Raw genomic sequence first — 24,538 nt, forward strand, 5'->3', positions numbered from 1 at the left:
ATCTGTGTACCTACCCGATTCGCTCTCGGCGGCCGAGGATGCCCTGCGGCCGGAAGAGGAGGATGACGATGAGCACGACGAGGGCGCCCACATACTTCATGTCGGAGGGGATCCACAACGTGGACACCTCGACGAGGAGGCCGACGACGATCGAGCCGATGAGGGCTCCGAACGCCGTCCCGAGGCCGCCGAGCACCACGGCGGCGAACATGAGCAGCAGGATGCCGGAGCCCATGTCCCACCGGATGCCGGGGCGGAAGTAGGCCCACAGCACGCCGGCGAGGCCGGCGAGGGCGGATGCCAGCACCCACACGATGCGCACGACGTTGTCGACGTCGATCCCGGATGCCGCGGCGAGCGACGGGTTGTCCGACACGGCGCGCGTCGCGCGGCCGAGGCGCGTGCGGGTGAGCCACCACGCGAAGGCGCCGATCACGACGATCGAGATCGCCATGCTCGTGACGTCGGTGACGCTGATGCGCACCGGCCCGAGTCCGGGGATGATCTCGCTCGACGCGCCGGGCAGCTGCTGCGTGCCACCGCCGATGAAGATCTGGAAGATGTAGCGCAGCGCGAGCGAGAGACCGATCGAGACGATCATCAACTGCACGATGCCGAGGCCCCGTCGCCGCAGGGGGCGCCAGATGCCGGCATCCATCGCGAGTCCGAACAGGCCCGAGAGGATGATCGCCAGCGGGATGGCGATCCAGATCGACCAGCCGGTGCCGGCGCTGAGGAAGAGGGCGGCGATGGCGCCGAACGTCACCATCTCACCGTGCGCGAAGTTCGACAGTCCCGTCGTGCCGAACACGAGCGAGAGGCCGATCGCCGCGAGGGCGAGCATGAGACCGAAGTTCAGGCCGTTCACCGTGCGGGAGAGCAGCTGATCGACGAAGCTCGTCGTCTGCCGCTCCGCCGCGCCGAGGGTGAAGTTGCTGGACACGGTGCTCGAGCTGCCGAACTCGACGGTGCGCTCGAAGGATTGGCCGTCGGGGATCGAGAGTCCGGACGGGAGCGAGCTCTCGTCGAGGTCGAGCGTCCAGGTGCCTTCCTTGGTGGGGACCTTGATGGTGGCGCGACCGCGGTCGTCGGTCGTCGCCTCCCCGGTGAAGGAACCGTCGGTCGCCGTCACCTTCGCCTGGGCGACGGGTTCGCCCTCCGAACGCACGTTGACGTTGATCGAGTAGGGAAGATCCTCATCGTTGACGGCTGCCGACGATGCCGGGGCGAACCCGAGCACCAGGGCGGCAGCGAAGATGCCTGACAACAGCGTCAGGATCGAACGTCGACGGCGAGGCATCCGTGGGGATGCTTGCCGAGTGGTCACGAAACCTCCTGGTCGTTCGACGACGTGGCCCGTCGCCGCCCGGACACCGTAGTCCGGGATTATTGCCGCGGTGTTTCCAGCGCGGCAGTCGATGTCAGAACGATACCCGTCGGTGACACGTTGACCGCATAACGCTTGATCACGACGTCCGAGGGCATGCGGAATGGGGATAGCGGAGGCCTCGCGGGTGCGCTATCCCGCGCGGGCGGGGAAGAAAACGGTCCCCTCCGACGCTTACACTTTGAGGCGGAGCGCCCACGGGGGTTCCGGCCGACGTCGTCCTTATTTTCGAGCAGGCGCCGCGCGCGCAGGAGGATCCATGGAGCAGCACGACCCCTTCGGTTTCATCGGACTGACCTACGACGATGTCCTCCTCCTTCCGGGGCACACCGACGTCATCCCGAGCGAAGCGGACACGTCGTCGCGCCTCACCCGCCGCATCACCGTCGCGACGCCCCTCCTGTCGTCGGCGATGGACACCGTCACCGAGGCGCGCATGGCGATCGCGATCGCGCGCCAGGGTGGAATCGGCATCGTGCACCGCAACCTCTCGATCGAAGATCAGGCCGGCATCGTCGACCAGGTCAAGCGCAGCGAGTCGGGGATGGTCTCCAACCCCATCACCACGAACCCGGATGCCACCGTGGCCGAGGTCGACGCGATGTGCGCGCAGTACCGCATCTCGGGTCTGCCCGTCGTCGACCCCGACGGCGTCCTCGTCGGCATCATCACCAACCGCGACATGCGATTCGTCTCGGGCTTCGAGCGTCAGACCACCAAGGTCAAGGACGTCATGACCAAGGACGGTCTCATCACCGGCCCCGTCGGCATCCACGCCAACGACGTCATCGCGACCTTCGCGAAGCACCGCGTCGAGAAGCTGCCCCTCGTCGACGAGAACGGCAAGCTCGCCGGCCTCATCACGATCAAGGACTTCGACAAGAGCGAGAAGTACCCCCTCGCCACGAAGGACGACCACGGTCGCCTCCGCGTGGGCGCGGCCATCGGCTTCTTCGGCGACGCGTGGCAGCGCGCCGAGGCCCTTCGCGACGCGGGCGTCGACGTCCTCGTCGTCGACACCGCCAACGGGCAGTCGGCCGGCGTGATCGACATCGTCACGCGTCTGAAGGCCGACCCCTCGTTCGCCCACATCGACGTCATCGGCGGCAACGTCGCCACGCGCGAGGGCGCTCAGGCGCTCATCGACGCGGGAGTGGATGCCGTGAAGGTCGGCGTCGGGCCGGGATCCATCTGCACCACGCGCGTCGTGGCGGGCGTCGGCGTGCCCCAGGTCACCGCCATCTACGAGGCCGCGAAGGCCGCGATCCCCGCGGGCGTCCCCGTGATCGCCGACGGCGGACTGCAGTACTCGGGCGACATCGCGAAGGCTCTCGTCGCCGGAGCCGACACCGTCATGCTCGGTTCGCTGCTCGCCGGCACCGACGAGTCGCCGGGCGAGATCGTCTTCCAGGGCGGCAAGCAGTTCAAGCAGTACCGCGGCATGGGCTCCCTCGGCGCGCTGCAGACCCGTGGCAAGAAGACCTCGTACTCGAAGGACCGCTACTTCCAGGCCGACGTCCCCAGCGACGACAAGCTGATCCCCGAGGGCATCGAAGGTCAGGTCCCCTACCGCGGGCCCGTCTCGGCCGTGGCCTACCAGCTGATCGGCGGCCTGCGGCAGTCGATGTTCTACGTCGGTGCGCGCACCGTGGAGGAGCTGAAGTCCAAGGGCAAGTTCGTCCGCATCACCTCCGCGGGGCTGAAGGAGTCGCACCCGCACGACGTGCAGATCGTCGTCGAGGCGCCGAACTACAAGAAGTAAGGCGTCGCGCAGAAGCGCAGCGTGTCGAGAAGGGCCGGGCAGGCGACTGCCCGGCCCTTCGTCTTTCCCCTCGTTCCCGCGCCGACGATTCCCCGTCGACCCCCACGTCGACGACCACGTCGACGCCTGAGGCGGCTTCTCGCGACGGTGGAGGATCCGACGGGGATGTCGGAGGGCGCGGGTAGGCTGGTCGGGTGACCATGGAGATCGACCTCGGCCGCGCCAAGCGCGCCCGCCGCGCCTACACCTTCGACGACATCGCCGTCGTGCCGTCGCGGCGCACGCGCAACCCCGAAGACGTCTCGACCGCATGGACGATCGACGCCTTCCCCTTCGAGATCCCGGTTCTGGGTGCGCCCATGGACTCCGTGGTCAGCCCGCGCACGGCGATCGAACTCGGGCGCCTGGGCGGTCTCGGTGTCCTCGACCTCGAGGGTCTGTGGACGCGGTACGACGACCCCGAGCCGCTGCTCGCCGAGATCGCGACGCTCCCCGAGGCCGACGCGACGCGGCGCATGCAGGAGCTGTACTCCGAGCCGATCAAGCCCGAGCTCGTGCGCGATCGCCTCGCCGAGGTGCGCGCCGCCGGCGTCACCGTCGCCGGTGCCCTCACGCCGCAGCGCACGCACGACCTCTACGAGACGGTCGTCGCGGCCGGCGTCGACCTCTTCGTCATCCGCGGCACCACGGTTTCGGCCGAGCACGTGTCGAGCGTCGCCGAGCCGCTGAACCTCAAGAAGTTCATCTACGACCTCGACGTCCCCGTCATCGTGGGCGGGGCCGCCACCTACACCGCCGCCCTGCACCTCATGCGCACGGGCGCAGCCGGCGTGCTCGTCGGCTTCGGCGGGGGAGCGGCGTCCACCACCCGCGCCACCCTCGGACTGCACGCCCCGATGGCGACCGCCGTCGCCGACGTCGCCGGCGCGCGCCGCGACTACCTCGACGAGTCGGGCGGGCGCTACGTGCACGTGATCGCCGACGGCGGCGTGGGTACCTCCGGCGACATCGTGAAGGCCCTCGCCATGGGCGCGGATGCCGTCATGCTCGGCGTCGCGCTCGCCCGGGCCACCGATGCGCCCGGACGCGGGTTCCACTGGGGTCCCGAGGCGCACCACGCGAAGCTGCCGCGCGGACGTCGTGTCGCGGTCGATCGGGTCGGTCCGCTCGAGCAGATCCTCTACGGCCCCGCGCCCGTCGCCGACGGCACCGCGAACCTCATCGGTGCGCTGAAGAAGTCCATGGCGACCACCGGATACTCCGACCTGAAGGAGTTCCAGCGCGTCGAGGTCGTCGTGGCCCCCTACGGTCACTGACGCCGGAGACCGCATGACGTCGACCCCCGCGACCGATTCCGCGCCGCCGCAGATCTTCCCGCCCACCCTGCGGGAGGTCATGCTGCGACCGCGGTGGATCGCGCTCCTGGCGTTCTCCCTCGTCATCGCCGGGGTGCTCGCGTGGCTCGGACAGTGGCAGCTCGGCCGCGCCGTCGACACCTCGCCTCCCGAGCCCGGGCAGACCGAGGTCGTGCGTCCGCTCGTCGACGTCGTCCTGCCCGGCGACTATCTGCCCGAGCCGCTCGTCGGACAACGGGTCGAGGTGAGCGGAACCTGGGTGGCATCCGACTTCATCGTCGTGTCGTCGCGGTTCAACGACGACGTCGAGGGGTACTGGGTCACGGGGCAGCTGCGGGTCGCGGGCACGACGGAACCGACGTCGATCGCCGTGGCGACCGGCTGGACCAGCGATCTCGGTCAGGCCGACGCGGCCGCCGCACGATTGCAGGCGGATGCCGAGGCCGATCCCACCGCCGTCGTCGAGGTGACGGGTCGCCTGATCTCCGACGAGGGTCCCTCCGTCCCGCCCGCCGGGGCGGACCCGCAGACGCTGGTCAAGATGTCGCCGGCCATGCTGCTCGGGCGATGGCACGACACCGGCGACCTCAGCGTGTACCGGCAATACATCGCCTCGCAGACCGCCATCGGCCCGCTCGACGCGATCGCCTCTCCCGCACCCGACGAGCGTTCGCGCGTGAACTGGCTCAACATCTTCTACGCGGCCGAGTGGGCGATCTTCGCCGGCTTCGCGCTGTACCTCTGGTACCGCCTCGCGCGCGACGCGTGGGAGAAAGAGGTCGAAGACCTCGAAGACGAACAGCTCGAGGGCGAGCAGACCCGGCCTCTCGCGGCGGATGCCGCGGAATCCCGCGACTAGACTGGCATCCATGCCCCGCGCCCCGAAGCTCGCCTCGTTCCCGGCGATCCGCGGAGCCCTGAAGTTCTACCAGATCTGCTCCATCATCACGGGTGTCGGCCTGCTCCTGCTGGTCGCCGAGATGATCCTGAAGTACACGCCCATTCACGTGGAGCTGTTCCTCGGCGGGTCCGGCGGCTTCCTGTGGTTCGCGGATGCCGTTCCCGGCCCCGACTGCCAGTGGTTCTCGTTGTTCGTCCCCGGCGGCAACGGCTGCTCGATCCTGTCGACGGGCGACGGCGTGAACGTGTCGCTCGCGATCCTCGTCGCGCACGGCTGGTTCTACGTCGTCTACCTCATCTCGTGCTTCCGCGTGTGGAGCCTCATGCGGTGGCCGTTCCGTCGGTTCGTCTTCCTCGCCCTCGGCGGCGTGGTGCCGTTCCTCTCCTTCATCCTCGAGGTGCGCACCGCCCGCGGCGTGCGCGCCTACCTCGCCGAGCGCGAGGCCGCCCAGGCCTCGGCTCCCGTCTCCGCCCCGGAGGGCACCCGGTGACCGAACAGACCGAAACGTCCCAGCGTCCCGTCCTCGTCGTCGACTTCGGCGCCCAGTACGCGCAGCTGATCGCCCGCCGCGTCCGTGAGGCGGGCGTGTACAGCGAGATCGTGCCACACACCGCCTCGGCGGAAGAGATCGCGGCCAAGAACCCCGTCGGCATCATCCTGTCGGGCGGCCCCTCCTCGGTGTACGAAGAGGGGGCTCCGCGCCTCGACGACGGCGTCTTCGACCTCGACGTCCCCACGCTCGGCATCTGCTACGGCTTCCAGGTGATGGCCAAGGCCCTGGGCGGCGAGGTCGCGAACACCGGCCTCCGCGAATACGGCGCCACCGATGCCACCGTCGTGAGCGAGGGCACCCTCCTGCAGGGGCAGCCCGCCGAGCAGAACGTGTGGATGAGCCACGGCGACCAGGTCTCCCGTGCTCCCGAGGGCTTCGAGGTGCTCGCCCGCACCGCGCACACCCCCGTCGCCGCCTTCGCGAACGACACCCGTCGCATGTACGGCGTGCAGTGGCATCCCGAGGTCAAGCACTCCGACCACGGCCAGAACGTGCTCGAGAACTTCCTCCACAAGGCGGCGGGACTGCCCGCCGACTGGAACAGCGGCAACGTGATCGCCGAGCAGGTCGCCCGCATCCGCGAGCAGGTCGGCACCGGTCGCGTCATCTCGGCCCTGTCGGGCGGCGTCGACTCCGCCGTGTCGACCGCGCTCGTGCACGAGGCCGTCGGCGACCAGCTGATCGCCGTCTTCGTCGACCACGGCCTCCTCCGCAAGGGCGAGCGCGAGCAGGTCGAGAACGACTACGTCGCCTCGACCGGCGTGAAGCTCATCACCGTCGACGCGCGCGAGACGTTCCTCAACGCCCTCGCCGGTGTCAGCGACCCCGAGCAGAAGCGCAAGATCATCGGCCGCGAGTTCATCCGCGCGTTCGAGAAGGTGCAGGCCGATCTCGTCGCCGAGGCCGCCGCCGAGGGCGAGCAGGTGCGCTTCCTCGTGCAGGGCACGCTCTACCCCGACGTCGTCGAGTCGGGCGGTGGTGCCGGCACGGCCAACATCAAGAGCCACCACAACGTCGGCGGTCTGCCGGAAGACCTCCAGTTCGAGCTCGTCGAGCCGCTGCGGACCCTCTTCAAGGACGAGGTCCGCGCGATCGGCCGCGAGCTCGGGCTGCCCGAAGCCATCGTCGGCCGCCAGCCCTTTCCGGGGCCCGGTCTTGGCATCCGCATCGTGGGCGAGGTCACCGCTGACCGTCTCGAGATCCTGCGTGAGGCCGACGCCATCGCTCGCGCCGAGCTGACCAAGGCGGGCCTCGACGACGAGATCTGGCAGTGCCCCGTCGTGCTGCTCGCCGACGTGCGCTCGGTCGGAGTGCAGGGCGACGGCCGCACCTACGGCCACCCCATCGTGCTGCGGCCGGTGTCGTCGGAAGACGCCATGACGGCGGACTGGACGCGCCTGCCCTACGACGTGCTGTCGAAGATCTCGAACCGCATCACCAACGAGGTGCGCGACGTGAACCGCGTGGTGCTCGACGTGACGTCGAAGCCGCCGGGGACGATCGAATGGGAGTGAGCCGGGCCGTCGGTCGCGACGAACGTCGCTGCTGACTCCCGGCTACGTGACACGCCCTCCTGAGTCGAGAGCGGGGCCCCTACCCCGATCGACGCAGGAGGGCGTGTCACTTCGCCTCGCGCTCGCGGCGGCGTGCGCGCTCCGCCGACCCGGCCGGGAGGTATGGGTCGAGAGCGGGGCCCCTACCCCGATCGACTCGAAGACGACACCCCTCCGCCGGACGGCGGCGTCGCTGCTCTGTCCTCAGCCGGTGGGGGTATGGCGCGCCTGCGGCGCGCGGGTCGAGAGCGGGCCCCTACCCCGATCGACTCAGGAGGGCCCGTCACTTCGCCTCGCGCTCGCGGCGGCGTGCGCGCTCCGCCGACCCGGCCGAGAGGTATGGGTTGCGTGGTCGGGCCGCTGAAGGCACGGCATCGCGCCCGAGGCCGGGAGACGGCCGCGCGCGCGGGGCAGCGAGGCGAGGGTCGCCGGTGGGAGAGGATGGGGGCGTGAGCGACGCCGACTTCCCCGACGCCTGGTACCTCATCCTCTCGAGCAGGCTCATCCCCGACCTCGACGGCGGGTACACGATCTCCACTCTCGCGCGGGCACGCCAGATGACGGATGCCGGAGCGGCGCCCCTCCTGCTGACCGTCGACCCGGGCGACGCCGACGCCCATGCCGCGCACCGGCGGACCTTCGTCGAGCGGGGGGCGGCCGCGGCATCCGGGGTCTTCCGCAACCTTTTCGACGAGGCCCTCGCCCCCGACGGGGGAGCCGCGGACTGGTTGCGCGCATCGGCGCACGAGGGGCGGGCCGACCCGGCCCTCGAGTACCGTGACGTCGCCGGGGGTGCGATCTCGCTTCCGAACGTGATCGACCCCGACTGGCACCTGACGACGGCCCCCATCGTGGTGAGGGATGCCGCGGGCGATTCCGTCAGCGTGATCGACGGGTTCGGAGCGCTCTACCGCGCGTGGCTCACGCACCTCACGGCGCAGCTGCGCGAGAAGAATCCGCGTCCCGTCGTGATCATCTGCGAGTCGCGGCAGCTCGGAGAGCTCATCGTCGGATGGGGTGACGACGACGTCAGGATCCTGCACACCGTCCACACGATCCACCTCGAAGCCCCGTACCGTCCCGACTCAGCGCTGAATGCGCTCTGGACCCGCTGGTTCGAGATCGCTCCGCGCTTCGACGCGGTGCTGTGGCCGACGGCGCAGCAGCGCGACGACGTACGCGAGCGCTTCGGCGACGCGGCGAACGACGTCGTCGCCCCGCACGCCGTCCGCGCTCCCGCGGCGGTCGTCCCCACCGACGACCGCGACGCCGGTCGCGTCGTGGTGCTCGGGCGGCTGGCCCCCGGCAAGCGTCTTCCCGCGGCCGTGCGGGCGTTCGCCCGCGTCGTCGCCGAGGTGCCCGCGGCCCGCCTGGAGCTCTGGGGAGCCGGCGCCCAGCGGGATGAGCTCGAGGCCCTCGTCGCCCAGCTCGGGCTGGCAGAGGCCGTGACCCTCCCGGGACTCACGAACGACGCCGGCGCCGTGCTCGATCGCGCCGCGGTGTACCTCACGACCTCGGCCTTCGAGGGGCAGGGGCTCGCTCTCGCCGAAGCGCTCGCGCACGGAACCCCCGTGGTCGCCTACGACATCCGCTACGGCCCGCGCGACATGCTGGCCGCGGGGGGCGGCATCCTGGTTCCCGACGGCGACGAGGACGCGCTGGTCGCCGCCCTCGCGCGTGTTCTGACGGATGCCGCGACGCGACGCCGACTCTCGGCTGAGGCGGTGAGCGCCGCGGCGACCCTCAGTCCCGCGCGCGCGATGCAGACCCTGGCCGCCGCGTGCGGCGAGGCGTTGAGCAGGCCGCGCCGCCGCTGAGATCAGGCGCGCGCGGCCTCCCGCACGGCGCGGACGGCGGTCGCGGGGGACCCGTGGAACGCCGGTCCGTGGCCGGGGAGTACCCAGTCGGCATCCAGATCGGCGATGTGCGCCAGCGAGGCGATCGCCGCGGACGGGTCGTCGGTGAAGGGCGCCGGTCCGGGGCCCGTGCGGCCGGTGAGCACGTGCCGGGTCGTCAGCGCGTCGCCGACGAACACGGCTCGCACCGCGGGCGAGAAGACGGCGATGCTGCCCGGGGAGTGCCCGGGCATGGAGATCACCCGGGGTGCGCCGGGCAGGTCGAGCGTCGAGTCGCCGTCGAGCGCGACGACCTCGGTCAGCCACTGCGGCCGCATGCCCTTGCGGATGCCGAAGGCCGCGAAGCCGAGCAGGGGACCGAGGCGCATCGGTCCCATCGGCGTCTTGGGCTTGTCGCCGCCGCGGGCGCGGTCCGCGTCGGCCGCGTGCACGAAGACGGGGACGCCTCTCTCGCGGCGCAGGCGCTCCGCGAAGCCGACGTGGTCGCTGTCGCCGTGGGTGAGGACCACCCCGCGGATGTCGTCGAGCGAGCGGCCGATGGCATCCAGTTCGCGGCGGAGATCGGCGTACATGCCGGGGAGCCCGGCGTCGACGAGGGTGATGCCCTCCGGCTGGACGATGAGGTACGCGGCGACGATGTCGTTGCCGATGCGGTGGACCGCGGGGCCGAGTTGCATGGGGTTCTCCTGACTGATGGCTACGAACATTAGCCATGATAGCTTATCCACGTAGCCATGGGGAGGGATCATGCCGACACCGGAGAGAACGTCGACCGAGCAGATCATCGGCGCCGCCGTCCGCCTGCTCGAGGACGGCGGGCCCGCCGCCGTGACGATGCAGGCCGTCGCGAACGCGGTCGGCGTCAAGGCACCCTCGCTGTACAAGCGCGTCCGCGACCGCGACGCCCTGCTGCACCTGGTGGGGGAGCAGGCCGCCGACGACCTCACGCGCCGGCTCGAGGCGGCATCCGGGCGTCTCGACGACGCGCTCCTCGCGTTCCGACGCTTCGGGCGCGAACGGCCCGAGGCGTTCCGCCTGCTGTTCACGAGCCTGGTGGATGCTGACCGGCTCGCCGCCACGAGCGCGCCGGTGCTGCGCGTGACCGAGGCCGTCGTGGGCCCGGCCCACGCTCTCGACGCGGCTCGCCTGCTCACGGCCTGGGCGACGGGCTTCGTCACGATGGAGCTCGCCGGGGCCTTCCGTCTCGGCGGCGATCTCGACGAGGCCTACCGCTACGGGATCGCGCACCTGGTGGGATCCCTGCGGACCGCTCAGGAGTCGGAGCGCCCCGCCCACGGGTCGTAGTCGGCGATCAACTCCTCCTGCCCGGGGCGCGCGGCATCCGGGACGTGCTGGAGGTTCACGCGCACGCGGTACCAGAGCGAACTCGACCCGCGCATGCCGTCGACCAGGACGTCGGCCGGATGCAGGGCGGCCGCGGCCTCGGGATGCCGCGCCTTCCACGTCTCGAGGGCGTCGAGGGCCTCGGGCTTCGTCTTCGTGCGGGCGACCTCGATGAGGGGCATCGTCGAGGCGCGGCGGCCCGAGCCGTCGGAACCCCGCGGCGGCTTCTCGGCCGGTCCGAGCTCCGCCGCCAGGGCGAGGAGGGCGTCGAGGGATCCCGCGGCGTCGTCGATCCCGGCGTGCGGGTCGCCGATCGAGGCGAACCTCTCGGGCACCGTGAGCACGGTGAACTCCGCGGGTCGGCGCGAGCGCAGCTCGTCCCACGTGAGCGGGGTCGAGACGCGGGCGTCGGGCAGCGCGCGGATCGAGTAGGCCGAGGCGACCGTGCGGTCCTTGGCGTTCTGGTTGAAGTCGACGAACACGCTCTCGCCGCGCTCTTCCTTCCACCAGCGGGCCGTTGCGAGGCCCGGGGCGCGGTTCTCGACCTCGCGGGCGAGCGTCTCGGCGGCGAGGCGCACGTCGGCGTACTCCCACTCGGGGCGGATACGCACGAGGATGTGCAGGCCGCGCGAGCCCGACGTCTTCGGCCACCCGACGAGGCCATGGTCGTCGAGCACCTCGCGGGCGATGAACGCGACGTCGACGATCTGCGCCCAGTCGACCCCCGGCATCGGGTCGAGGTCGACGCGCAGCTCATCGGGATGGTCGAGGTCTTCCGCGCGCACGGGGTGCGGGTTGAGGTCGAGGCAGCCGAGGTTGACGACCCACGCCAGGCCCGCGGCATCCCGGATCACCGTCTCTTCGGCCGACGTGCCGGAGGCGTAGCGCAGCGTCGCGGTGTCGATGAAGGCGGGGTGGTTCTCGGGCACGCGCTTCTGGAAGAACGGCTCCTGATCGAGGCCCTTCGAGAAGCGCTTGAGGACCATGGGGCGACCGCCCGCTCCGCGCAGCGCCCCGTCGGCGACGGCAAGGTAGTAGCGCACGAGATCGAGCTTGGTCAGGCCCGGCTCGGGGAAGACGACGCGGTCGGGACTGGTGACGCGCACCTCGTGGCCGTCGACGTCGAGGATCTCGGGGGGAGTCTTCGCGGGGCTCATGCCGGGAGGCTAGCGCCGCGGCATCCGGGGCGGGGGCCCCTTGCGGGCGGGGTCGCGGGTGCGGGGCGGGGTGCGGCGGAGGGCCGACGGTCCGGCACGGGGTGCGGGGTGGGGACGCGGGACGGTGCGGGGCAGGGCGGCCCGGGGCGGAGAACGACGAAGGGCCGCCCCGAGCGGGACGGCCCTTCGTACGACGCGCGTGCGTCAGTTGTTGCCGCGCACGATGGCGATGAGGCGCAGGATCTCGACGTACAGCCACACGACGGTGACCATGATGCCGAAGGCGCCGACCCAGCCGTAGACGCGGGCGGCGCCGTTGCGCACGCCGCGCTGGATCTGGTCGAAGTCGAGCACCAGCGAATAGGCGGCCATGATGACCACGAACACGCCGATGATGACGCCGAGCGGGATGCCGAAGATCTCGATGCCGCTGCGCAGACCGAACGCGCCGCCGGCGATCGGGACGTTGAACAGCATGAGGCCGAGGTTGACCAGGCTGAACACGAGGTAGCCGACCATCGCGATCAGGAAGATCTTGGTGGCGCGGGCCGAGGCACGGATCTTGCCGCTCGCGAACAGGGCGAGGGTCACGCCGACGACCGACAGGGTGCCGAGCGTCGCCTGCAGGACGATGCCCGGGAAGATGAACTCGAAGAACGCCGAGATTCCGCCGACGAACAGACCCTCGAACGCCGCGTAGGCGACGAAGACGGGGACGGAGGGCTTCTTCTTGAACGTCGCGACCATGGCCAGCACGAAGCCGACGAGGCCACCGACGATCATCGGGGCAGCGCTCGGGTTCGGGTTGGCGGCGCTGACGCCGGCCATCGACCAGATCCAGCCGACGACGGCGGTCACGACGAGGATGCCGAAGAGCGCCAGGGTCTTCATGACGGTGTCTTCCACCGTCATGCGGCCGGTGTCGACGGCGCTGGCCGACGGGGCGGCATAGGCGCCTTCGATCGTCGCGGCGGCGGCGGGGTCGACGGCCGGGGGCGGGCTGTAGCGCGTCTGAGCGCCACCGGCTCGAGGGTCCTGGAACGCCGGGTTGTTGAATGCCGGGTTGTTGAGGGCCACGGGAACTCACACTCCAAAGATGGTGATCACAGCACCGTGCTGTCAGACAACACTAGCCGAGAGGGCCGCCAGATTCCTTGTGCTGACTGGGATTCTGCTTTGAGCGGACCTCGTGTTCACCCGCCGTCGCTACCGTGACGGGGTGCCTGTCGTCATCGGTCATCGCGGAGCTCCCGGATACCTCCCCGAGCACTCCCGCTCCTCCTATCAGCGGGCGATCGCCGCGGGGGTGGATGCCGTCGAGCCCGACGTCGTGCCCTCGAAGGACGGCGTGCTCGTGGTGCGACACGAGAACGAGATCTCCGGCACCACCGACGTCTCGACGCGCCCCGCCTTCGCCGATCGGCGCACGTCGAGGGTCATCGACGGCGAGGAGCTGACCGGTTGGTTCACCGAGGACTTCACCTGGGCGGAGCTGCAGACCCTGCGCTGTCGCGAACGTATCCCCGCGATCCGCCCCGGCAGTGCCGCGCACGACGACATTGAACCGTTGCTGCGCCTGCGCGACGTGCTCGACCTCGCGCGGGAGGCCGGGATCGGCGTCGTGCTCGAGATCAAGCACGCCGCCGCCTTCGCGCGTCGGGGCTTCGACATGGCCGAGCTCGTCGCCGCCGAACTGCGCGAGAGCGGATGGGCGGAGGCCGTGGACGCCCTCGTCATCGAATCCTTCGAGCCCCTCGTGCTCGCGCGGCTGCGAGAGCGCGGCATCCGCGTTCCCCTGGTGCAGTTGATCGAGGCCGACGGAGCGCCGTGGGATCTGCGCGAGCGCGACGGGTCCGAGGCGCGGACGTACGCGTCGATGCTTACGGCGGCCGGCTTGGACGCGCTCGCCGACGAGGTCGAGGGGATCAGTCCCGACAAGCGCCTCGTGCTCGCCCCCGACCGGTGGGGGCGGGCGAAAGGGCCGGCCGGGTTCGTCGGGGCGGCGCAGGGGCGCGGACTGCGGGTGTTCACCTGGACGTGTCGTCCCGAGAACGCCTTCCTGCTTCCGGCCTACCGTCGGGGCGGCGGCAGAGCGGCGCTCGGCGACTACCGCCGCGAGTGGGGAGTGCTGCGCGACGCCCGGCTGGACGGCGTGTTCGTGGATCACCCGGATCTGGGCGTGGAGTTCTTCGGCGGCGCCGCGCGGAACTCCTGACTTTCGCGCGCGACTGTGGGGCGCTGCCGCGTCATCGAGCGGAGCGGGCCCGCGCACGGTGCGGATTCTCAGGAGTTCTGCTCGCGCGGGTGCTGCGCCCGGGGGGCGGAGGGCAGGGTCCGCGCAACCCCGCCGGCTCCCGGGGGCGCCCGGGCGAGGATGACGGTATGACGGTGGACGTGACGGTGGTCGGTGGCGGCATCTCGGGTCTCGCGTGCGCGCGGGCCGTTCAGGATGCCGGACGGTCGGTGCGCGTGCTCGACCGCGGCCGTCGCGTGGGGGGACGGCTGTCGAGCCGCACGATCGACGGGCGCGCGGTCGACCTCGGCGCGTCGTACTTCGTCGTCGGCGAGGCCGAGGGCTTCGCCCACGTCGTCGCCGGATGGGAGGAGCGACAGCTCGCGCGGCCCTGGACCGACACGTTCCAGGTGATCCAGCCGGACGGGTCGCAGACCCCCAAGCCCGGGCCGATGCGGTGGGCGGCGCCCCTCGGACTGCGCTCCCTGGCGCTCGATCTGGCCGACGGGCTGGACGTGGAGAACGAGCGCGTCGTCGAGAGCGTCGAGCCCTTCCGTGTCGACGGCGACGACGCCGGCGAGGTGGTGCTGGCCATGCCCGCTCCGCAGGCCGCGCGACTCGCGGGGGAGGCCCCCGGCGGGGCGCAGGAGTGGGAGCCCGTCATCGCCGTGGTGCTGCGGTGGGACGAGCGGAGATGGGATGCCGACCTGCACGGCGCCTTCGCCGCCGACGATCCTGACGTGTCGTTCATCGCGGACGACGGCGACAGGAGAGGCGACGGCGCCCCCGTGCTCGTGGTGCACACGACGGCGGAGCGGGCCGGACGCCACCTCGACGATCCGGACGCGGCGATCGCGCCCGTCCTCGCCGCGACCCGGCGCCTGCTGCGCATCGACGACGACCCGGTCGCGACCCGCGCGCACCGGTGGACCTTCGCTCGCCCGGCCGAGACGACCGGGCGGCCGTTCTTCCGCTCTCCGGGCCTTTCGGCTTGCGGTGACGCCTGGGGGGAGAGCGCGGCGGTGCGCACCGCGTGGACCTCGGGCGATGCGCTGGGGCGCGCGCTCGCGGCATCCTGAGCTCTCCGTCGCGTGCGACGGGTGCAGCGCGCGGCCGTCCCGTGGTGAGTGGGGCGACACGCGCGGGCGGTGAGACGCGGGAATCGGCGGTGCCGCCCGTCGACGTGGGGGAGTCGCCGTGCGGTCGAGGGGGCCCGCGGGTCGGCGTGTCGGACCCTCCCCCTAGGGTGGGCGCATGGGAGCCGGAATCGATGTCGCGGGCGTCAAACGGTCGTTCGGTGCGGTGCAGGCGGTGCAGCACGTCACGTTCTCGGCGGCGCCGGGTCGGGTGACGGGACTGGTCGGGCCGAACGGCTCCGGCAAGACGACGCTCATGCTCATGCTCGCCTCGCTTCTGCGACCCGACGACGGAACGCTGCGCATCGGCGGCATCGACCCGTTGGGCGATCCCGCGGGTGCGCGCCGCATCCTGGGCTGGATGCCGGATTCGCTCGGCGCCTGGCCGAGTCTCACCGCCCGAGAGGTGCTGGTGGCCACCGCGCAGCTGTACGACCTGTCGCGCGACGACGCCCGTGCTCGCGCGGACGAGCTGCTCGCCCTCGTCGATCTCTCCGGAGTCGCTCACTCCGCCGCGCGGGTGCTCTCGCGGGGGCAGAAGCAGCGCCTCGCCCTGGCCCGCGCCCTCGTGCACGATCCGCGCGTGCTCCTGCTCGACGAGCCGGCGTCGGGTCTCGACCCCCAGGCGCGCATCGCCCTGCGCGAGCTGCTGAGGCGGCTCGCGGCCGAGGGACGCACGATCCTGATCTCGAGCCACGTGCTGTCGGAGCTCGAAGAGGTGGTCGACGACGCCGTCTTCATCGTCGACGGGCGCACGGTCGGAAGCGACCGGGTCGCCGCGGCCGCCACGCGCGTGCGTCCGTGGCGCGTGCGCCTGCTGACCGATCCGTCGCGGCCGGGCGACGCCGCCCGAGCCGACATCGCCGCGGCACTGGGACGCACCGCGGCCGAGGTGGGCGTCGACCGTCGCGACGTGCTCGTCCCGTTCGCCGACGAGGCCGCGGCCGTCGCGGGATTCCGCGCGCTCGCGAGCGCCGGTCTGCCGGTCGTCGAGTTCGCCCCGGCCGTGGGAGATCTCGAGCACGCGTTCCTCGACCTGCGGGGCGACGCCCGCTCTGCCGATAACGCGCCCCCGGCTCCGGATGCCGAGGCGGCGCCGACGGATGCCGCGCAGGAGCCCGACGGGACGGCGGGAGCCGCGGGCGACCCGCCGACCGATCGACGCGACGACGGGAGCCGCGCATGAACCTCCACCGGCTGGGCACGATCGTCGGGATCGAGCTGCGTCAGCGCGTGCGCTCGGTCGCCTGGTACGTGCTGCTGGGCGTCTTCGCGCTCATCCTGCTCGGTCTGCTGCTGCTCTCGTTCGCGTCGTTCGCGCTCTGGAACGGCGGCAACGAGTTGTTCTTCTCGATCGTCATCATGCTCGTGCTGCTGCTGGTGCTGCTCGTGTCGCCGACGCTCAGTGGCAGCGCGGTCAACGGAGACCGGGATGCCGCGACCCTCGCCCCCGTTCAGGTCACGCTCGTGACCACGGGCGAGATCGTCATCGGCAAGTTCCTCGCCGCGTGGATCTCGGGGCTCGCCTTCCTCGTGGTGGCGGCGCCGTTCCTGCTCGTGGCGACGTTCGCCGGCGGCCTGAACCCCCTCGTCATCCTGACCTCTCTCGTGATTCTCGTGCTCGAGGTCGGAGTCGTGGCGACCATCGGCGTCGGGCTGAGCGCCGTCGTCGCCCGTCCACTGTTCTCTGTGGCCAGTACGTACCTCATCGTCGCCGCGCTCACGATCGGCACCCTGCTGGTCTTCGGGCTCGGGGGGACGGCCCTGCGCACGTCGCAAGAGGTCGTGTCGCGCGACTTCGACTTCGCGGCGGTGCCCTCCGGGTGCGATCCGTTCGCGACGTCGCCGCAGAACGGGTGCCCGTCACCGGGTGAAGTCGGGTGCGTCGACTCGACGAGCTATACCGAGATCCCCCGCTTCGACCGGGTCTGGTGGGTGCTGGCGGCCAATCCGTTCGTCATCCTCGCCGATGCCACCCCGCCCACGTACGACCCCGAGTACGGGGCGCCGAGCGATCTGTTCTCGCAGATCGCCTACGGGGTGCGCCTGGCGCAGATCGCGCCGGAGCCGCGTGTCGAGTACGACTCGTGCGCGTCGTACACGTCGGAGCGCGTGCCCGACTACACGACCCCCGAACAGCAGGTCGCGGGCACCGCGCCGAGTTGGTTCGTGGGCCTGCTCGTGCAGCTCGTCATCGCGGGCGGGCTGATGGCATGGGGGATCGCCCGGACGCGCACCCCGTCGAAGAGGCTGCCGCCGGGCACGCGGATCGCGTAAGCGCCGATCGGTCGGCGAGCCCCGCGCCGGTGTCGCCACCGGCGCGGGACACCGGCATCGCCTCAGGCGTGTCCTTCGGCGGCCGGGAAGCCCGGGTCGGGCTCGACCGTGTCGCCGGTGTGGTCGTCGAGGTGCACGTGCTCCTCCGCCTCGGCGGCGTCTTCGCGCACCTCGTCGGTGACGGCGTCGGTCGGGGCGGCGGAGTCGGCGTGCGCGTCGTCGGAGTGGCGGGAGGGGATGTCAGGAGTGCTCATGCCTCCACGGTGCTCCTCGGCGCCGAGCGGGCGAACCGGCTTGACAGGAGCTGGTCGCTTCAGTCGGCGGCATCCGGAATGGAGGGCTGCGTCGCGGGCCACGCGGGAAGGGGGTCGGTGAATCCGGCCCACGCGGTCGGTCCTGCCGCGAGCTCGTCGTCGGTGAGGACGGCCTCGTCGAGGACGTGCGCGAGCCGCGGGGCGGAGAGATCGAGACCGGTGAAGACGATCTCCTGGCCGAGGCCCATGCGGCCGTCATCGGCTCCGAGCGGTTCGATCCACATGGCCGATCCGACGTGCTCCCACCGCCCGAGGATGCCGGGGCGCGAGGCCAGACGGCAGAATCCCGCCGAGCGCACGAGGCGTCCCGCGGCGCCGTCGTCGAGCCGGTCGAGCGCGGCGGACAGGCGCTGCGGGTGGAACGGTCGCACCTGCTCGTAGACGAGAGTGGCGACACGGTTATCGCGCATGAACGGGTCGTGCTCGCCGTTGAGAGCGCGAACCCAGCCCGCGCGTTCGAGCAGCTCGCCCTCGTGCGCGGCGGGCGACCGCAGGTCGCTCAGCGGGTCGCGCGACAGACGCACCACCGCGGTGGGGTTGAGGTGGGAGGCCAGCGCCATCTGCACGGCGAGGGCGGGCGTCGGCACCTGCTCCCAATTGATCCAGACGATGCGCGAGGCCAGCTCGAGGGCGAGGGCGGCCTGGCGCGCGCGGGCACCGACGTCGCCGCGGGAGTCGCCGGGCTTCACGGAGGTCACCAGGGCGGCATCGTCGAGCAGGTCGCCGATCATATGGCGGGCGTCGACGACGCAGACCGCCTCGACGTCGGCCCCGCCCCGGGCGACGAGGGAGTGGATGAGGTCGACGTCGGTGCCGAGGTCGACGACCGCGTGGTCGTCCGTCGAGCGGGGGCGCGGGGTCGGAAGGGCGTGCGCGGCGCGCAGGTCGGCGAACCGCAGCAGGTGGAGCGGCCGTTCCAGGGCGATCGCGGTGCGTTCGGCGTAGGCCCGGCGTTCCGGGGCGCAGACGCCCATGATGGCGATCGTGCGGGGCATGGCATCCACCTCTCGTTTGTCTCGGGTCGGAGAACACTCTAGCCTCCTATTGAGAACAGTTATCAACAAGGAGGATGCCATGAAGGTCCGAGCTTCGATCAAGTCCCTGAAGAATCAGCCCGGCGCACAGGTCGTGCGCCGACGCGGGAGGATCTTCGTGATCAACAAGCTCAATCCGCGCTTCAAGGGGCGGCAGGGGTAGGGCTGGGCGCCTACCGGCGCCCTTCGTAGACTCGCCCGCATGGAGGCTGCGGGGTGGGTCGTGGGCATCGTGATCGGATTCGCGCTGGCCTGGCAGGCGGCGTCGGTCGGTCGCGAGGCGTGGCGTCGCCGCGAGGCGAAGAAGATCGAGGATGCCGCTGAGAGGGGCTGGACGCGACTCGTCCGGCCGCGCGACGACGAGTGACGTCGCGATAACGCGAACGAGAACCGTTCCCGACTTCGTGAACATATTGCAATTCGTTTATGCGTGTGGTGTCGTAGGCACGTGGACAAGATCGCAGGGCTCGACGAGGCCGCGGAGCTGTTCAAGGTGCTCGGCAGTGAGTCGCGTCTCGCGCTCGTCTGGCTGCTGAACGCCGAACCGCTCACGGTAGGCGCGCTGGCGGCGTCATCCGGACTCTCCCAACCGCTCGTGTCGCAGCATCTGCGCACGCTGCGGCAGGCGGGCCTGGTGACCTCGGAGCGCGACGGGAAAGAGATCCGTTACGCCCTCGCCGACCAGCACGTCGCTCACGTCGTGCTCGACGCGATCGCCCACGTCACCGAACCGACCACCCAGGGGAACGAACAATGAGCACTGCCGAGACCCACGCCGAGCACACCGTCGACGAGCACGCGCACGGCGACGACTGCGGGCACCAGAAGATCGAGCACGGCGATCACGTCGACTACGTGCACGGTACCCATCACCACGCGCTGCACGGCGACCACTACGACGAGCACGAGTCGAAGGCCGAGCACTCGGTCGACGAGCACCGTCACGGCGACGACTGCGGGCACGAGAAGGTCGAGCACGACGACCACGCCGACTACGTGCACGACGGTCACCGTCACGCGCTGCACAGCGACCACTACGACGAGCACTGAGGTTCGACGGCGTCCCGTGTCACGAGCGCGGGGTGACCGTCCGAGGCCCGCTTCCCGTTCGGGGAGGCGGGCCTTCTTCGTCGCCGCGTCTCGGGTTCGCTCGGGCGGGGTTGTCCCGGGGTGACCCGCGGTCAGGCCTGCACGCGGAAGGACCGACCCTCGAAGGCGATCACATCGCCGACCTGCAGCTGACGTCCGCGGCGGCGCTCCACCTCGCCGTTGACCGTCACGTAGCCGTCGATGATCGCCTCTTTGACGTCTCCGCCGGAGTCGAGCACGCCCGCGAACTTCAGGAACGGGCCGAGGCGGATCATCTCGCTGCCGACGGGAACGTCCTGGGGTGCGGGGGATGCCATGGATCCAGCATGGCAGGTGGGTGCGCGGTCCGGCGCTCGGTCGGGGCCGTCGGCGGATCAGAGGGCGGGGTTCGACGCGAGGGTCGACCGCCACGCGGTGAGGTACGGGGGGAGGTCGGTCGTGAGGGTCGCCCAGAAGAGGGTGTCGTTCATCGCTCGATAGCCGCCGTGCGAGGCGATGTTCCTCATGGTGCGGAGGGCATTGGAGACCTCGTGGGGCACATCGTTCAGGAACGGCGCGAACTCCTCGACCTCGAAGAGGGCGGCGCAGCGGATGATGACCATCGATCCCGACGCGTAGGCGGGGGAGTTGCGCACGAACGCCTCTCGTCCGCTCGTCGTGGCGTGTTCGAGGAAGGCCTCTATGGCGTCGAGGCTCTCCGCGAACTTCGCTCGGGCGGTGTCGGCGGACGGGGCGTCGGCGCGGGGGAGGCGGCTGAACCGCCGAGGGATCTCGGGGTTCGTCACAGTGGCACCGCCGTCACGTCGTCGAGGAACGCGGGACGGCCGGTGTCGTCGACCACGACGTCCACGGGGAAGCCGGTGAGCGACTCCACCTCATTCTGGAAGCGCGCGACGTCGAGATAGCTCCGGCCCTCGTCGAGTTTCGCCACGAGGTCGATGTCGGACGTGAAGTGATCGGACCCGCGGGCGATCGACCCGAAGACGCGGATGTCGACCACTCCCGATCGGGCGCCGACGGCGATGATCTCCTCCGCATGCTCCTCGAGGGCGATGCTCGGGCGGTAGTCGGCCGCGCGCAGGAGGCGTTCCAGAACCTCCGCGCTGACGCCGCGGCGCGCGGTCTCGATCGCGGCGACGTGCGGCTGGCTCATGCCGGCGGCGCGCGCGAGTTCCATCTGCGACATTCCGCTATCGAGTCGCGCGGCCTTGACGAGCGCCGCGGCGTCGTCGGGATCGAAGCGCGCTGCCACGTGTATACCTCCGTGGTATACGGTACCGGCCAGGATGCGTCTCGTCGAGGACGCGTCGTCGCGGGATCATCGGCGACGGCCGGCCCAACGGGCGCGGCGAGCGGGAGAGGTGGACGCGACGGCGGGAGTCGAACCCGCCACGCCTTCGGTTATGAGCCGAGGCCCGGGACCGCCCGGATCGCCGCGATGTGCCCCCACGCTAACCCGGCTCGTCGGGTCGGCGAAGGGGCGTTGCGGAGCGTGACGGGATGTGTCGCCACGTGTCGGTCAGCCCCCGCGCCGCCCGTCGAGGATCGCCCGGGTCGAGTGGTCGAGGTGTGCGCGCACGGCACGCTCCGGATCGCGCAGCGCCTCGGTGGCGTAGGCGCGATGCTCTTCGGTGAGGGCGCCGGGCGCGTAGGCCGGGCGTACGTGTGTGAGCAGGAGGTGCATCTCGGAGTCGAGGCGGCGATACTCCTCGGCGATGCGCGGGCTCCCGGCGGCGTCGACGAGGGCGAGGTGCACGCGCGCGTGCGCCGCGAGGGTCGCCGCCCAGTCTCCCGAGGTTTCCGCCGCCGACAGCTCGTCGAGAGCCGCCTCGATCCCGGGAGGGCGGATGCCGCGGTCGCGGACGATCCGCAGGGCCTCGGTCTCGAGGGCGCACCGCAGCTGCTGCAGGGCGATGAGGGCGTCGTCGTCGAGCGACGACACCCGCACGCCGCGATAGGGCTCGGCCGCGGCGAGTCGTTCGCCGGTGAGACGCGCGAGCGCCGTGCGGGCGGTGTGCCGCGAGACGCCGTACGTCGCACTCAGCTCCTCCTCGCGCAGCGGAGTGCCGGGTGGAAGGTCCCCGGAGAGGATGCCGGCGCGCACGGCGTCGGCGACGACGTCGGCCGTGCGGGGGCCGGGCGTGGGGGCGTCAGGCGCGGGCTGCGGCATCCTCGACCTCCTGGCGTCGACGGGCGGGAGCGGAGACGACGGCGAGGCCCACCGCGATGAGAGCGAGGCCGACCGCGCCCACCGGCGTCAGCTGTTCGCGCAGCACGAGCAGGCCGAGCAGGGTCGCGGCAAGCGGCTCGGCGAGGGTGAGTGTCGATACGGTCACCGCGGTGAGGCGCGCCAGGCCCCACCCGAACAGCAGGTAGGCGACCGCGGTCGTCACGATGCCCAACCAGAGCGCCAGCGCCAGACCGTTCGGCGTGAGCAGCCACCCCGTGCCCGCGAGGAGCAGCACGGGGACGCTCGCGAGAGCGGCGACGCCGAAGACGGTACCCATGACCCGCGTGGAGTCCCACCCCCTCTCGATCAGCGTCTTCGCGCACACCGTATAGAGGGCGTACGACATTCCCGCGCCGATCGATCCGAGCAGGCCGCCCGCGGAGAGCGTGACGGTGCCGCCGGTCACCCCCGACACCAGCACCACGCCGGCGAGGGCGACGGCGGTGGCGAGCATCCAGCGCGAGGTGGGGGAGCGGCGCAGGCGCACGGCATCCGCGATCCCGGTGGCGATGGGCGCGGAGCCGAGGGCGACGACGGTGCCGATGGCGACGCCGTTCTCGCGGGTCCCGAGGAAGAACAGCGGCTGATAGGCGAGCACGCCGACGGCGCCGAGCGCGATGAGCGCCGCCATCGACCCCCGCGTCCCGGTCGTGGCGCGGGACGGAGTGCGCCGCCCGAGGGCGAGCAGACCCAAGATGCCGCCCCCGAGCACGATCCGCGCGGCGCCGACCGCGATGGGCGAGGCGTCGACCCCGGCCAAGGCCTGCGCGGTGCCGGTCGTGGAGAAACACAGCGCCGCGGCGAGGATGGCGAGGGCGGGAAGCATGGATGGATTGTTACACAATGTGGTCGAGGGGGCTGCGCGTCTGGACGCGCGGGCGGGCTGCCTGCCGCCTCCGCCCCGAGCGGACGCTCAGCCGCCGACGGGTAACGTGGGTGCATGGCGACGACGGCGGGACGCGGCATCCTGGCCCTCGGCGTCGCCGGGATCCTCCTCGCCTTCGGGGCCGTCATCGCCGTGCTGGTCGATCCGTTCGCGCGGGTGCCCATGATGGTCGATCCCTCGACCGAATGGGCGGCGCGGGTGCTGCTGCTCCTCGGCGTCGCGTGGCTCGTGATCGGCATGCTCGCGGCGCGCACCAGCCTGGTGCGCCGCCCCGGCGCGGCGGCCGCCCGCGCGACCTGGATTGCGTCGACGCGACCCTGGCGGGCGCGCGAATCCAGCCTCGGCGTGCTCCCGCTGGACCGCTGGCTCATGATCCTCGTGCCCGGCGGACTGCTCGTGACGACGCGCATCGTGCAGACCCCGCGGGACGGTCTCCTCGGCGTCGCGATCGCGGTCCTCGGGTGGCTGCTGTTCGCCGCGGCGGTGCGGCTGCTGCTCGGGAGGCGCTCGCCGTGGCCGATCATCGCGGCGGTCGGGGGCGCCCTCGTGCTGCGCTGCGTCGTCGCCCTGCTCGCGGTCGCCCTCAGCGGCCCCGACGGCATCTGGCCGGCGCTGTGGTCGGCGCCGGTGGTGCGCATCCTCTACCTGATGGTCGCGTTCGCCCTCGTGGCCTGGGTGTTCGTCGCGGCGGGCTGGTCGCTCGCCGCGCAGCTCGGACGCCGTCGCGCCGGCGGCATCGCCCTGGCCGGCATGGGGATCGGCTACGCGCTGCCCGCGGCGACGATCGCCGTCATGGGGGCGCGCGACGCTCTGCGCTCGTGGAACGAGCAGGTCGGCATCCTGCCCTGGGACCTCGCGCGCCTGACCGGCATGCGCGACGGCGCCTTCCCCGTCGAGCTCGTGGCCGTCACGGCGGTGATCGGCGCTGTCGCCACGGTCGTCGGCATCCTGCTCGCCCTTCCGCGTCGCGCGTACGCGCGACCGGCGCGCTGAGACCGACCGCCTCTCAGCGCCCGAGGGTCTGATCGAACGGCCCGCCGCGGCGGATGTCGCGCACCTCTTTGCCCAGCGGGAAGAGCGAGACCGGCACGAGCTTGAAGTTCGCGATGCCGAGGGGGATGCCGATGATCGTCACGCACAGCAGGAGGCCGGTGACGATGTGCTCGAGGGCGAGCCACCATCCGGCGAGGACGACCCAGACGAGGTTGCCGAGGAACGAGCCCACGCCCGCGGTCGGTTTCGCCACGATCTCGCGGCCGAACGGCCACAGCGCGTACAACCCGATACGGAACGAGGCGATGCCCCACGGGATCGTCACGATGAGGATGCAGAGCACGATCCCCGCGACGAGGTAGCTCAGGAACAGCCAGAAACCCGACAGCACGAGCCACAGGACGTTGAGGATCAGGCGCATGCGTCCATCCTCGCGTGCGCGGCCGATCGGTGCGCGGGGTTTGACAGGGGGCCGCTA

The 24,538-nt window shown here is 71.5% G+C and carries 28 protein-coding genes and 1 tRNA gene; 16 read left to right on the plus strand and 13 right to left on the minus strand.

Annotation, left to right across the window (positions count from 1 at the left end; all coding sequences use genetic code 11):
- Window positions 1-10: 10 nt before the first annotated feature.
- Entirely contained in the window at window positions 11-1,300 is a 1,290-nt protein-coding gene (locus AB1K56_RS11030) for a branched-chain amino acid ABC transporter permease (protein ID WP_136587181.1), read from the minus strand.
- A gap of 346 nt (window positions 1,301-1,646) precedes the next feature.
- Here AB1K56_RS11030 and guaB point away from each other — a divergent pair, with 346 nt between their 5' ends.
- The 6 genes from guaB (at window position 1,647) to AB1K56_RS11060 (ending at window position 9,328) form a co-directional block, all read left to right on the plus strand.
- Entirely contained in the window at window positions 1,647-3,149 is a 1,503-nt protein-coding gene (gene guaB, locus AB1K56_RS11035) for an IMP dehydrogenase (protein WP_136587180.1), read from the plus strand.
- 200 nt (window positions 3,150-3,349) lie between these two features.
- Window positions 3,350-4,465 carry a GuaB3 family IMP dehydrogenase-related protein gene (locus tag AB1K56_RS11040; RefSeq protein WP_136587223.1) on the plus strand — a complete coding sequence of 372 codons (1,116 nt, stop codon included), beginning with the start codon at window positions 3,350-3,352 and terminating at the stop codon, window positions 4,463-4,465.
- A gap of 13 nt (window positions 4,466-4,478) precedes the next feature.
- Window positions 4,479-5,363, plus strand: coding sequence for an SURF1 family protein (locus AB1K56_RS11045; RefSeq protein ID WP_371205667.1), 885 nt, complete (start codon window positions 4,479-4,481; stop codon window positions 5,361-5,363).
- A 10-nt stretch (window positions 5,364-5,373) separates the two neighbouring features.
- Window positions 5,374-5,895, plus strand: a complete 522-nt coding sequence (locus tag AB1K56_RS11050) for a DUF3817 domain-containing protein (RefSeq protein WP_136587177.1) — start codon at window positions 5,374-5,376, stop codon at window positions 5,893-5,895.
- The gene (gene guaA / locus AB1K56_RS11055; RefSeq protein WP_371205668.1) at window positions 5,892-7,472 is read left to right on the plus strand and encodes a glutamine-hydrolyzing GMP synthase; all 1,581 of its coding nucleotides are present in this window, start codon (window positions 5,892-5,894) and stop codon (window positions 7,470-7,472) included. Before AB1K56_RS11050 ends, guaA begins: the two co-directional genes overlap by 4 nt.
- Window positions 7,473-7,960: 488 nt before the next feature.
- Window positions 7,961-9,328 (plus strand): glycosyltransferase, encoded by a 1,368-nt coding sequence (locus AB1K56_RS11060; RefSeq protein ID WP_371205669.1) that lies wholly within the window; start codon window positions 7,961-7,963, stop codon window positions 9,326-9,328.
- A gap of 2 nt (window positions 9,329-9,330) precedes the next feature.
- On the opposite strand, the gene AB1K56_RS11065 is transcribed toward AB1K56_RS11060, so the two are convergent.
- Window positions 9,331-10,044, minus strand: a complete 714-nt coding sequence (locus AB1K56_RS11065; RefSeq protein ID WP_371205670.1) for an MBL fold metallo-hydrolase — start codon at window positions 10,042-10,044, stop codon at window positions 9,331-9,333.
- Window positions 10,045-10,114: 70 nt separating this feature from the next.
- Between AB1K56_RS11065 and AB1K56_RS11070 the strand changes: the two genes are divergently transcribed.
- On the plus strand, window positions 10,115-10,672 hold the full coding sequence (locus AB1K56_RS11070) for a TetR/AcrR family transcriptional regulator (RefSeq protein WP_371205671.1): 558 nt from the start codon (window positions 10,115-10,117) through the stop codon (window positions 10,670-10,672).
- Here the strand turns inward: AB1K56_RS11070 and ligD are convergent.
- On the minus strand, window positions 10,639-11,868 hold the full coding sequence (gene ligD / locus AB1K56_RS11075; protein WP_371205672.1) for a non-homologous end-joining DNA ligase: 1,230 nt from the start codon (window positions 11,866-11,868) through the stop codon (window positions 10,639-10,641). The genes AB1K56_RS11070 and ligD overlap by 34 nt on opposite strands.
- A gap of 204 nt (window positions 11,869-12,072) precedes the next feature.
- A complete protein-coding gene (locus tag AB1K56_RS11080; RefSeq protein WP_136587171.1) occupies window positions 12,073-12,945 on the minus strand; it encodes a Bax inhibitor-1/YccA family protein in 873 nt (290 codons plus the stop codon).
- A 142-nt stretch (window positions 12,946-13,087) separates the two neighbouring features.
- On the opposite strand from AB1K56_RS11080, the gene AB1K56_RS11085 reads away from it, so the two are divergent.
- The 4 genes from AB1K56_RS11085 (at window position 13,088) to AB1K56_RS11100 (ending at window position 17,514) form a co-directional block, all read left to right on the plus strand.
- On the plus strand, window positions 13,088-14,083 hold the full coding sequence (locus AB1K56_RS11085) for a glycerophosphodiester phosphodiesterase family protein (RefSeq protein ID WP_371205673.1): 996 nt from the start codon (window positions 13,088-13,090) through the stop codon (window positions 14,081-14,083).
- A 167-nt stretch (window positions 14,084-14,250) separates the two neighbouring features.
- Window positions 14,251-15,180: an NAD(P)/FAD-dependent oxidoreductase gene (locus AB1K56_RS11090; protein ID WP_371205674.1), complete on the plus strand. Its 930-nt coding sequence runs from the start codon at window positions 14,251-14,253 to the stop codon at window positions 15,178-15,180.
- A gap of 175 nt (window positions 15,181-15,355) precedes the next feature.
- Complete coding sequence (locus AB1K56_RS11095; RefSeq protein WP_371205675.1) at window positions 15,356-16,423, plus strand: ABC transporter ATP-binding protein; 1,068 nt, start codon at window positions 15,356-15,358, stop codon at window positions 16,421-16,423.
- Window positions 16,420-17,514, plus strand: coding sequence for an ABC transporter permease (locus AB1K56_RS11100; protein WP_371205676.1), 1,095 nt, complete (start codon window positions 16,420-16,422; stop codon window positions 17,512-17,514). The genes AB1K56_RS11095 and AB1K56_RS11100 overlap by 4 nt, the downstream gene beginning before the upstream one ends.
- A gap of 62 nt (window positions 17,515-17,576) precedes the next feature.
- Here the strand turns inward: AB1K56_RS11100 and AB1K56_RS11105 are convergent, their stop codons facing one another.
- The gene (locus AB1K56_RS11105; protein ID WP_136587166.1) at window positions 17,577-17,768 is read right to left on the minus strand and encodes a hypothetical protein; all 192 of its coding nucleotides are present in this window, start codon (window positions 17,766-17,768) and stop codon (window positions 17,577-17,579) included.
- A 59-nt stretch (window positions 17,769-17,827) separates the two neighbouring features.
- Complete coding sequence (locus AB1K56_RS11110; RefSeq protein ID WP_371205677.1) at window positions 17,828-18,823, minus strand: GTP-binding protein; 996 nt, start codon at window positions 18,821-18,823, stop codon at window positions 17,828-17,830.
- Between the two features lie 79 nt (window positions 18,824-18,902).
- On the opposite strand from AB1K56_RS11110, the gene ykgO reads away from it, so the two are divergent.
- The 4 genes from ykgO (at window position 18,903) to AB1K56_RS11130 (ending at window position 19,912) form a co-directional block, all read left to right on the plus strand.
- Entirely contained in the window at window positions 18,903-19,025 is a 123-nt protein-coding gene (gene ykgO, locus AB1K56_RS11115) for a type B 50S ribosomal protein L36 (protein ID WP_136587164.1), read from the plus strand.
- 39 nt (window positions 19,026-19,064) lie between these two features.
- Window positions 19,065-19,229 (plus strand): hypothetical protein, encoded by a 165-nt coding sequence (locus AB1K56_RS11120; protein WP_371205678.1) that lies wholly within the window; start codon window positions 19,065-19,067, stop codon window positions 19,227-19,229.
- Between the two features lie 81 nt (window positions 19,230-19,310).
- Window positions 19,311-19,619 (plus strand): ArsR/SmtB family transcription factor, encoded by a 309-nt coding sequence (locus AB1K56_RS11125; RefSeq protein ID WP_371205679.1) that lies wholly within the window; start codon window positions 19,311-19,313, stop codon window positions 19,617-19,619.
- Window positions 19,616-19,912, plus strand: a complete 297-nt coding sequence (locus AB1K56_RS11130) for a hypothetical protein (RefSeq protein ID WP_371205680.1) — start codon at window positions 19,616-19,618, stop codon at window positions 19,910-19,912. The genes AB1K56_RS11125 and AB1K56_RS11130 overlap by 4 nt, the downstream gene beginning before the upstream one ends.
- Window positions 19,913-20,043: 131 nt before the next feature.
- On the opposite strand, the gene AB1K56_RS11135 is transcribed toward AB1K56_RS11130, so the two are convergent.
- The 6 genes from AB1K56_RS11135 to AB1K56_RS11160 form a co-directional block, all read right to left on the minus strand.
- Window positions 20,044-20,268 (minus strand): RNA-binding S4 domain-containing protein, encoded by a 225-nt coding sequence (locus tag AB1K56_RS11135; RefSeq protein ID WP_136587161.1) that lies wholly within the window; start codon window positions 20,266-20,268, stop codon window positions 20,044-20,046.
- Window positions 20,269-20,325: 57 nt separating this feature from the next.
- Window positions 20,326-20,736 carry a hypothetical protein gene (locus AB1K56_RS11140; protein ID WP_205822891.1) on the minus strand — a complete coding sequence of 137 codons (411 nt, stop codon included), beginning with the start codon at window positions 20,734-20,736 and terminating at the stop codon, window positions 20,326-20,328.
- On the minus strand, window positions 20,733-21,203 hold the full coding sequence (locus tag AB1K56_RS11145; RefSeq protein WP_371205681.1) for a helix-turn-helix domain-containing protein: 471 nt from the start codon (window positions 21,201-21,203) through the stop codon (window positions 20,733-20,735). The genes AB1K56_RS11140 and AB1K56_RS11145 overlap by 4 nt, the downstream gene beginning before the upstream one ends.
- 110 nt (window positions 21,204-21,313) lie before the next feature.
- A tRNA-Met gene (locus AB1K56_RS11150) sits at window positions 21,314-21,389 on the minus strand.
- 81 nt (window positions 21,390-21,470) lie between these two features.
- Complete coding sequence (locus AB1K56_RS11155; RefSeq protein WP_371205682.1) at window positions 21,471-22,121, minus strand: GntR family transcriptional regulator; 651 nt, start codon at window positions 22,119-22,121, stop codon at window positions 21,471-21,473.
- Complete coding sequence (locus tag AB1K56_RS11160) at window positions 22,102-23,007, minus strand: DMT family transporter (RefSeq protein ID WP_371205683.1); 906 nt, start codon at window positions 23,005-23,007, stop codon at window positions 22,102-22,104. Before AB1K56_RS11160 ends, AB1K56_RS11155 begins: the two co-directional genes overlap by 20 nt.
- A 114-nt stretch (window positions 23,008-23,121) precedes the next feature.
- Between AB1K56_RS11160 and AB1K56_RS11165 the strand changes: the two genes are divergently transcribed.
- Window positions 23,122-24,060 (plus strand): hypothetical protein, encoded by a 939-nt coding sequence (locus AB1K56_RS11165; RefSeq protein ID WP_371205684.1) that lies wholly within the window; start codon window positions 23,122-23,124, stop codon window positions 24,058-24,060.
- A gap of 13 nt (window positions 24,061-24,073) precedes the next feature.
- On the opposite strand, the gene AB1K56_RS11170 is transcribed toward AB1K56_RS11165, so the two are convergent.
- The gene (locus AB1K56_RS11170; RefSeq protein WP_371205685.1) at window positions 24,074-24,481 is read right to left on the minus strand and encodes a YccF domain-containing protein; all 408 of its coding nucleotides are present in this window, start codon (window positions 24,479-24,481) and stop codon (window positions 24,074-24,076) included.
- Window positions 24,482-24,538: the final 57 nt, after the last annotated feature.

Origin of the sequence: Microbacterium sp. BWR-S6Y, assembly GCF_041379845.1 — a bacterium.
Taxonomy (GTDB): domain Bacteria; phylum Actinomycetota; class Actinomycetes; order Actinomycetales; family Microbacteriaceae; genus Microbacterium; species Microbacterium hydrothermale.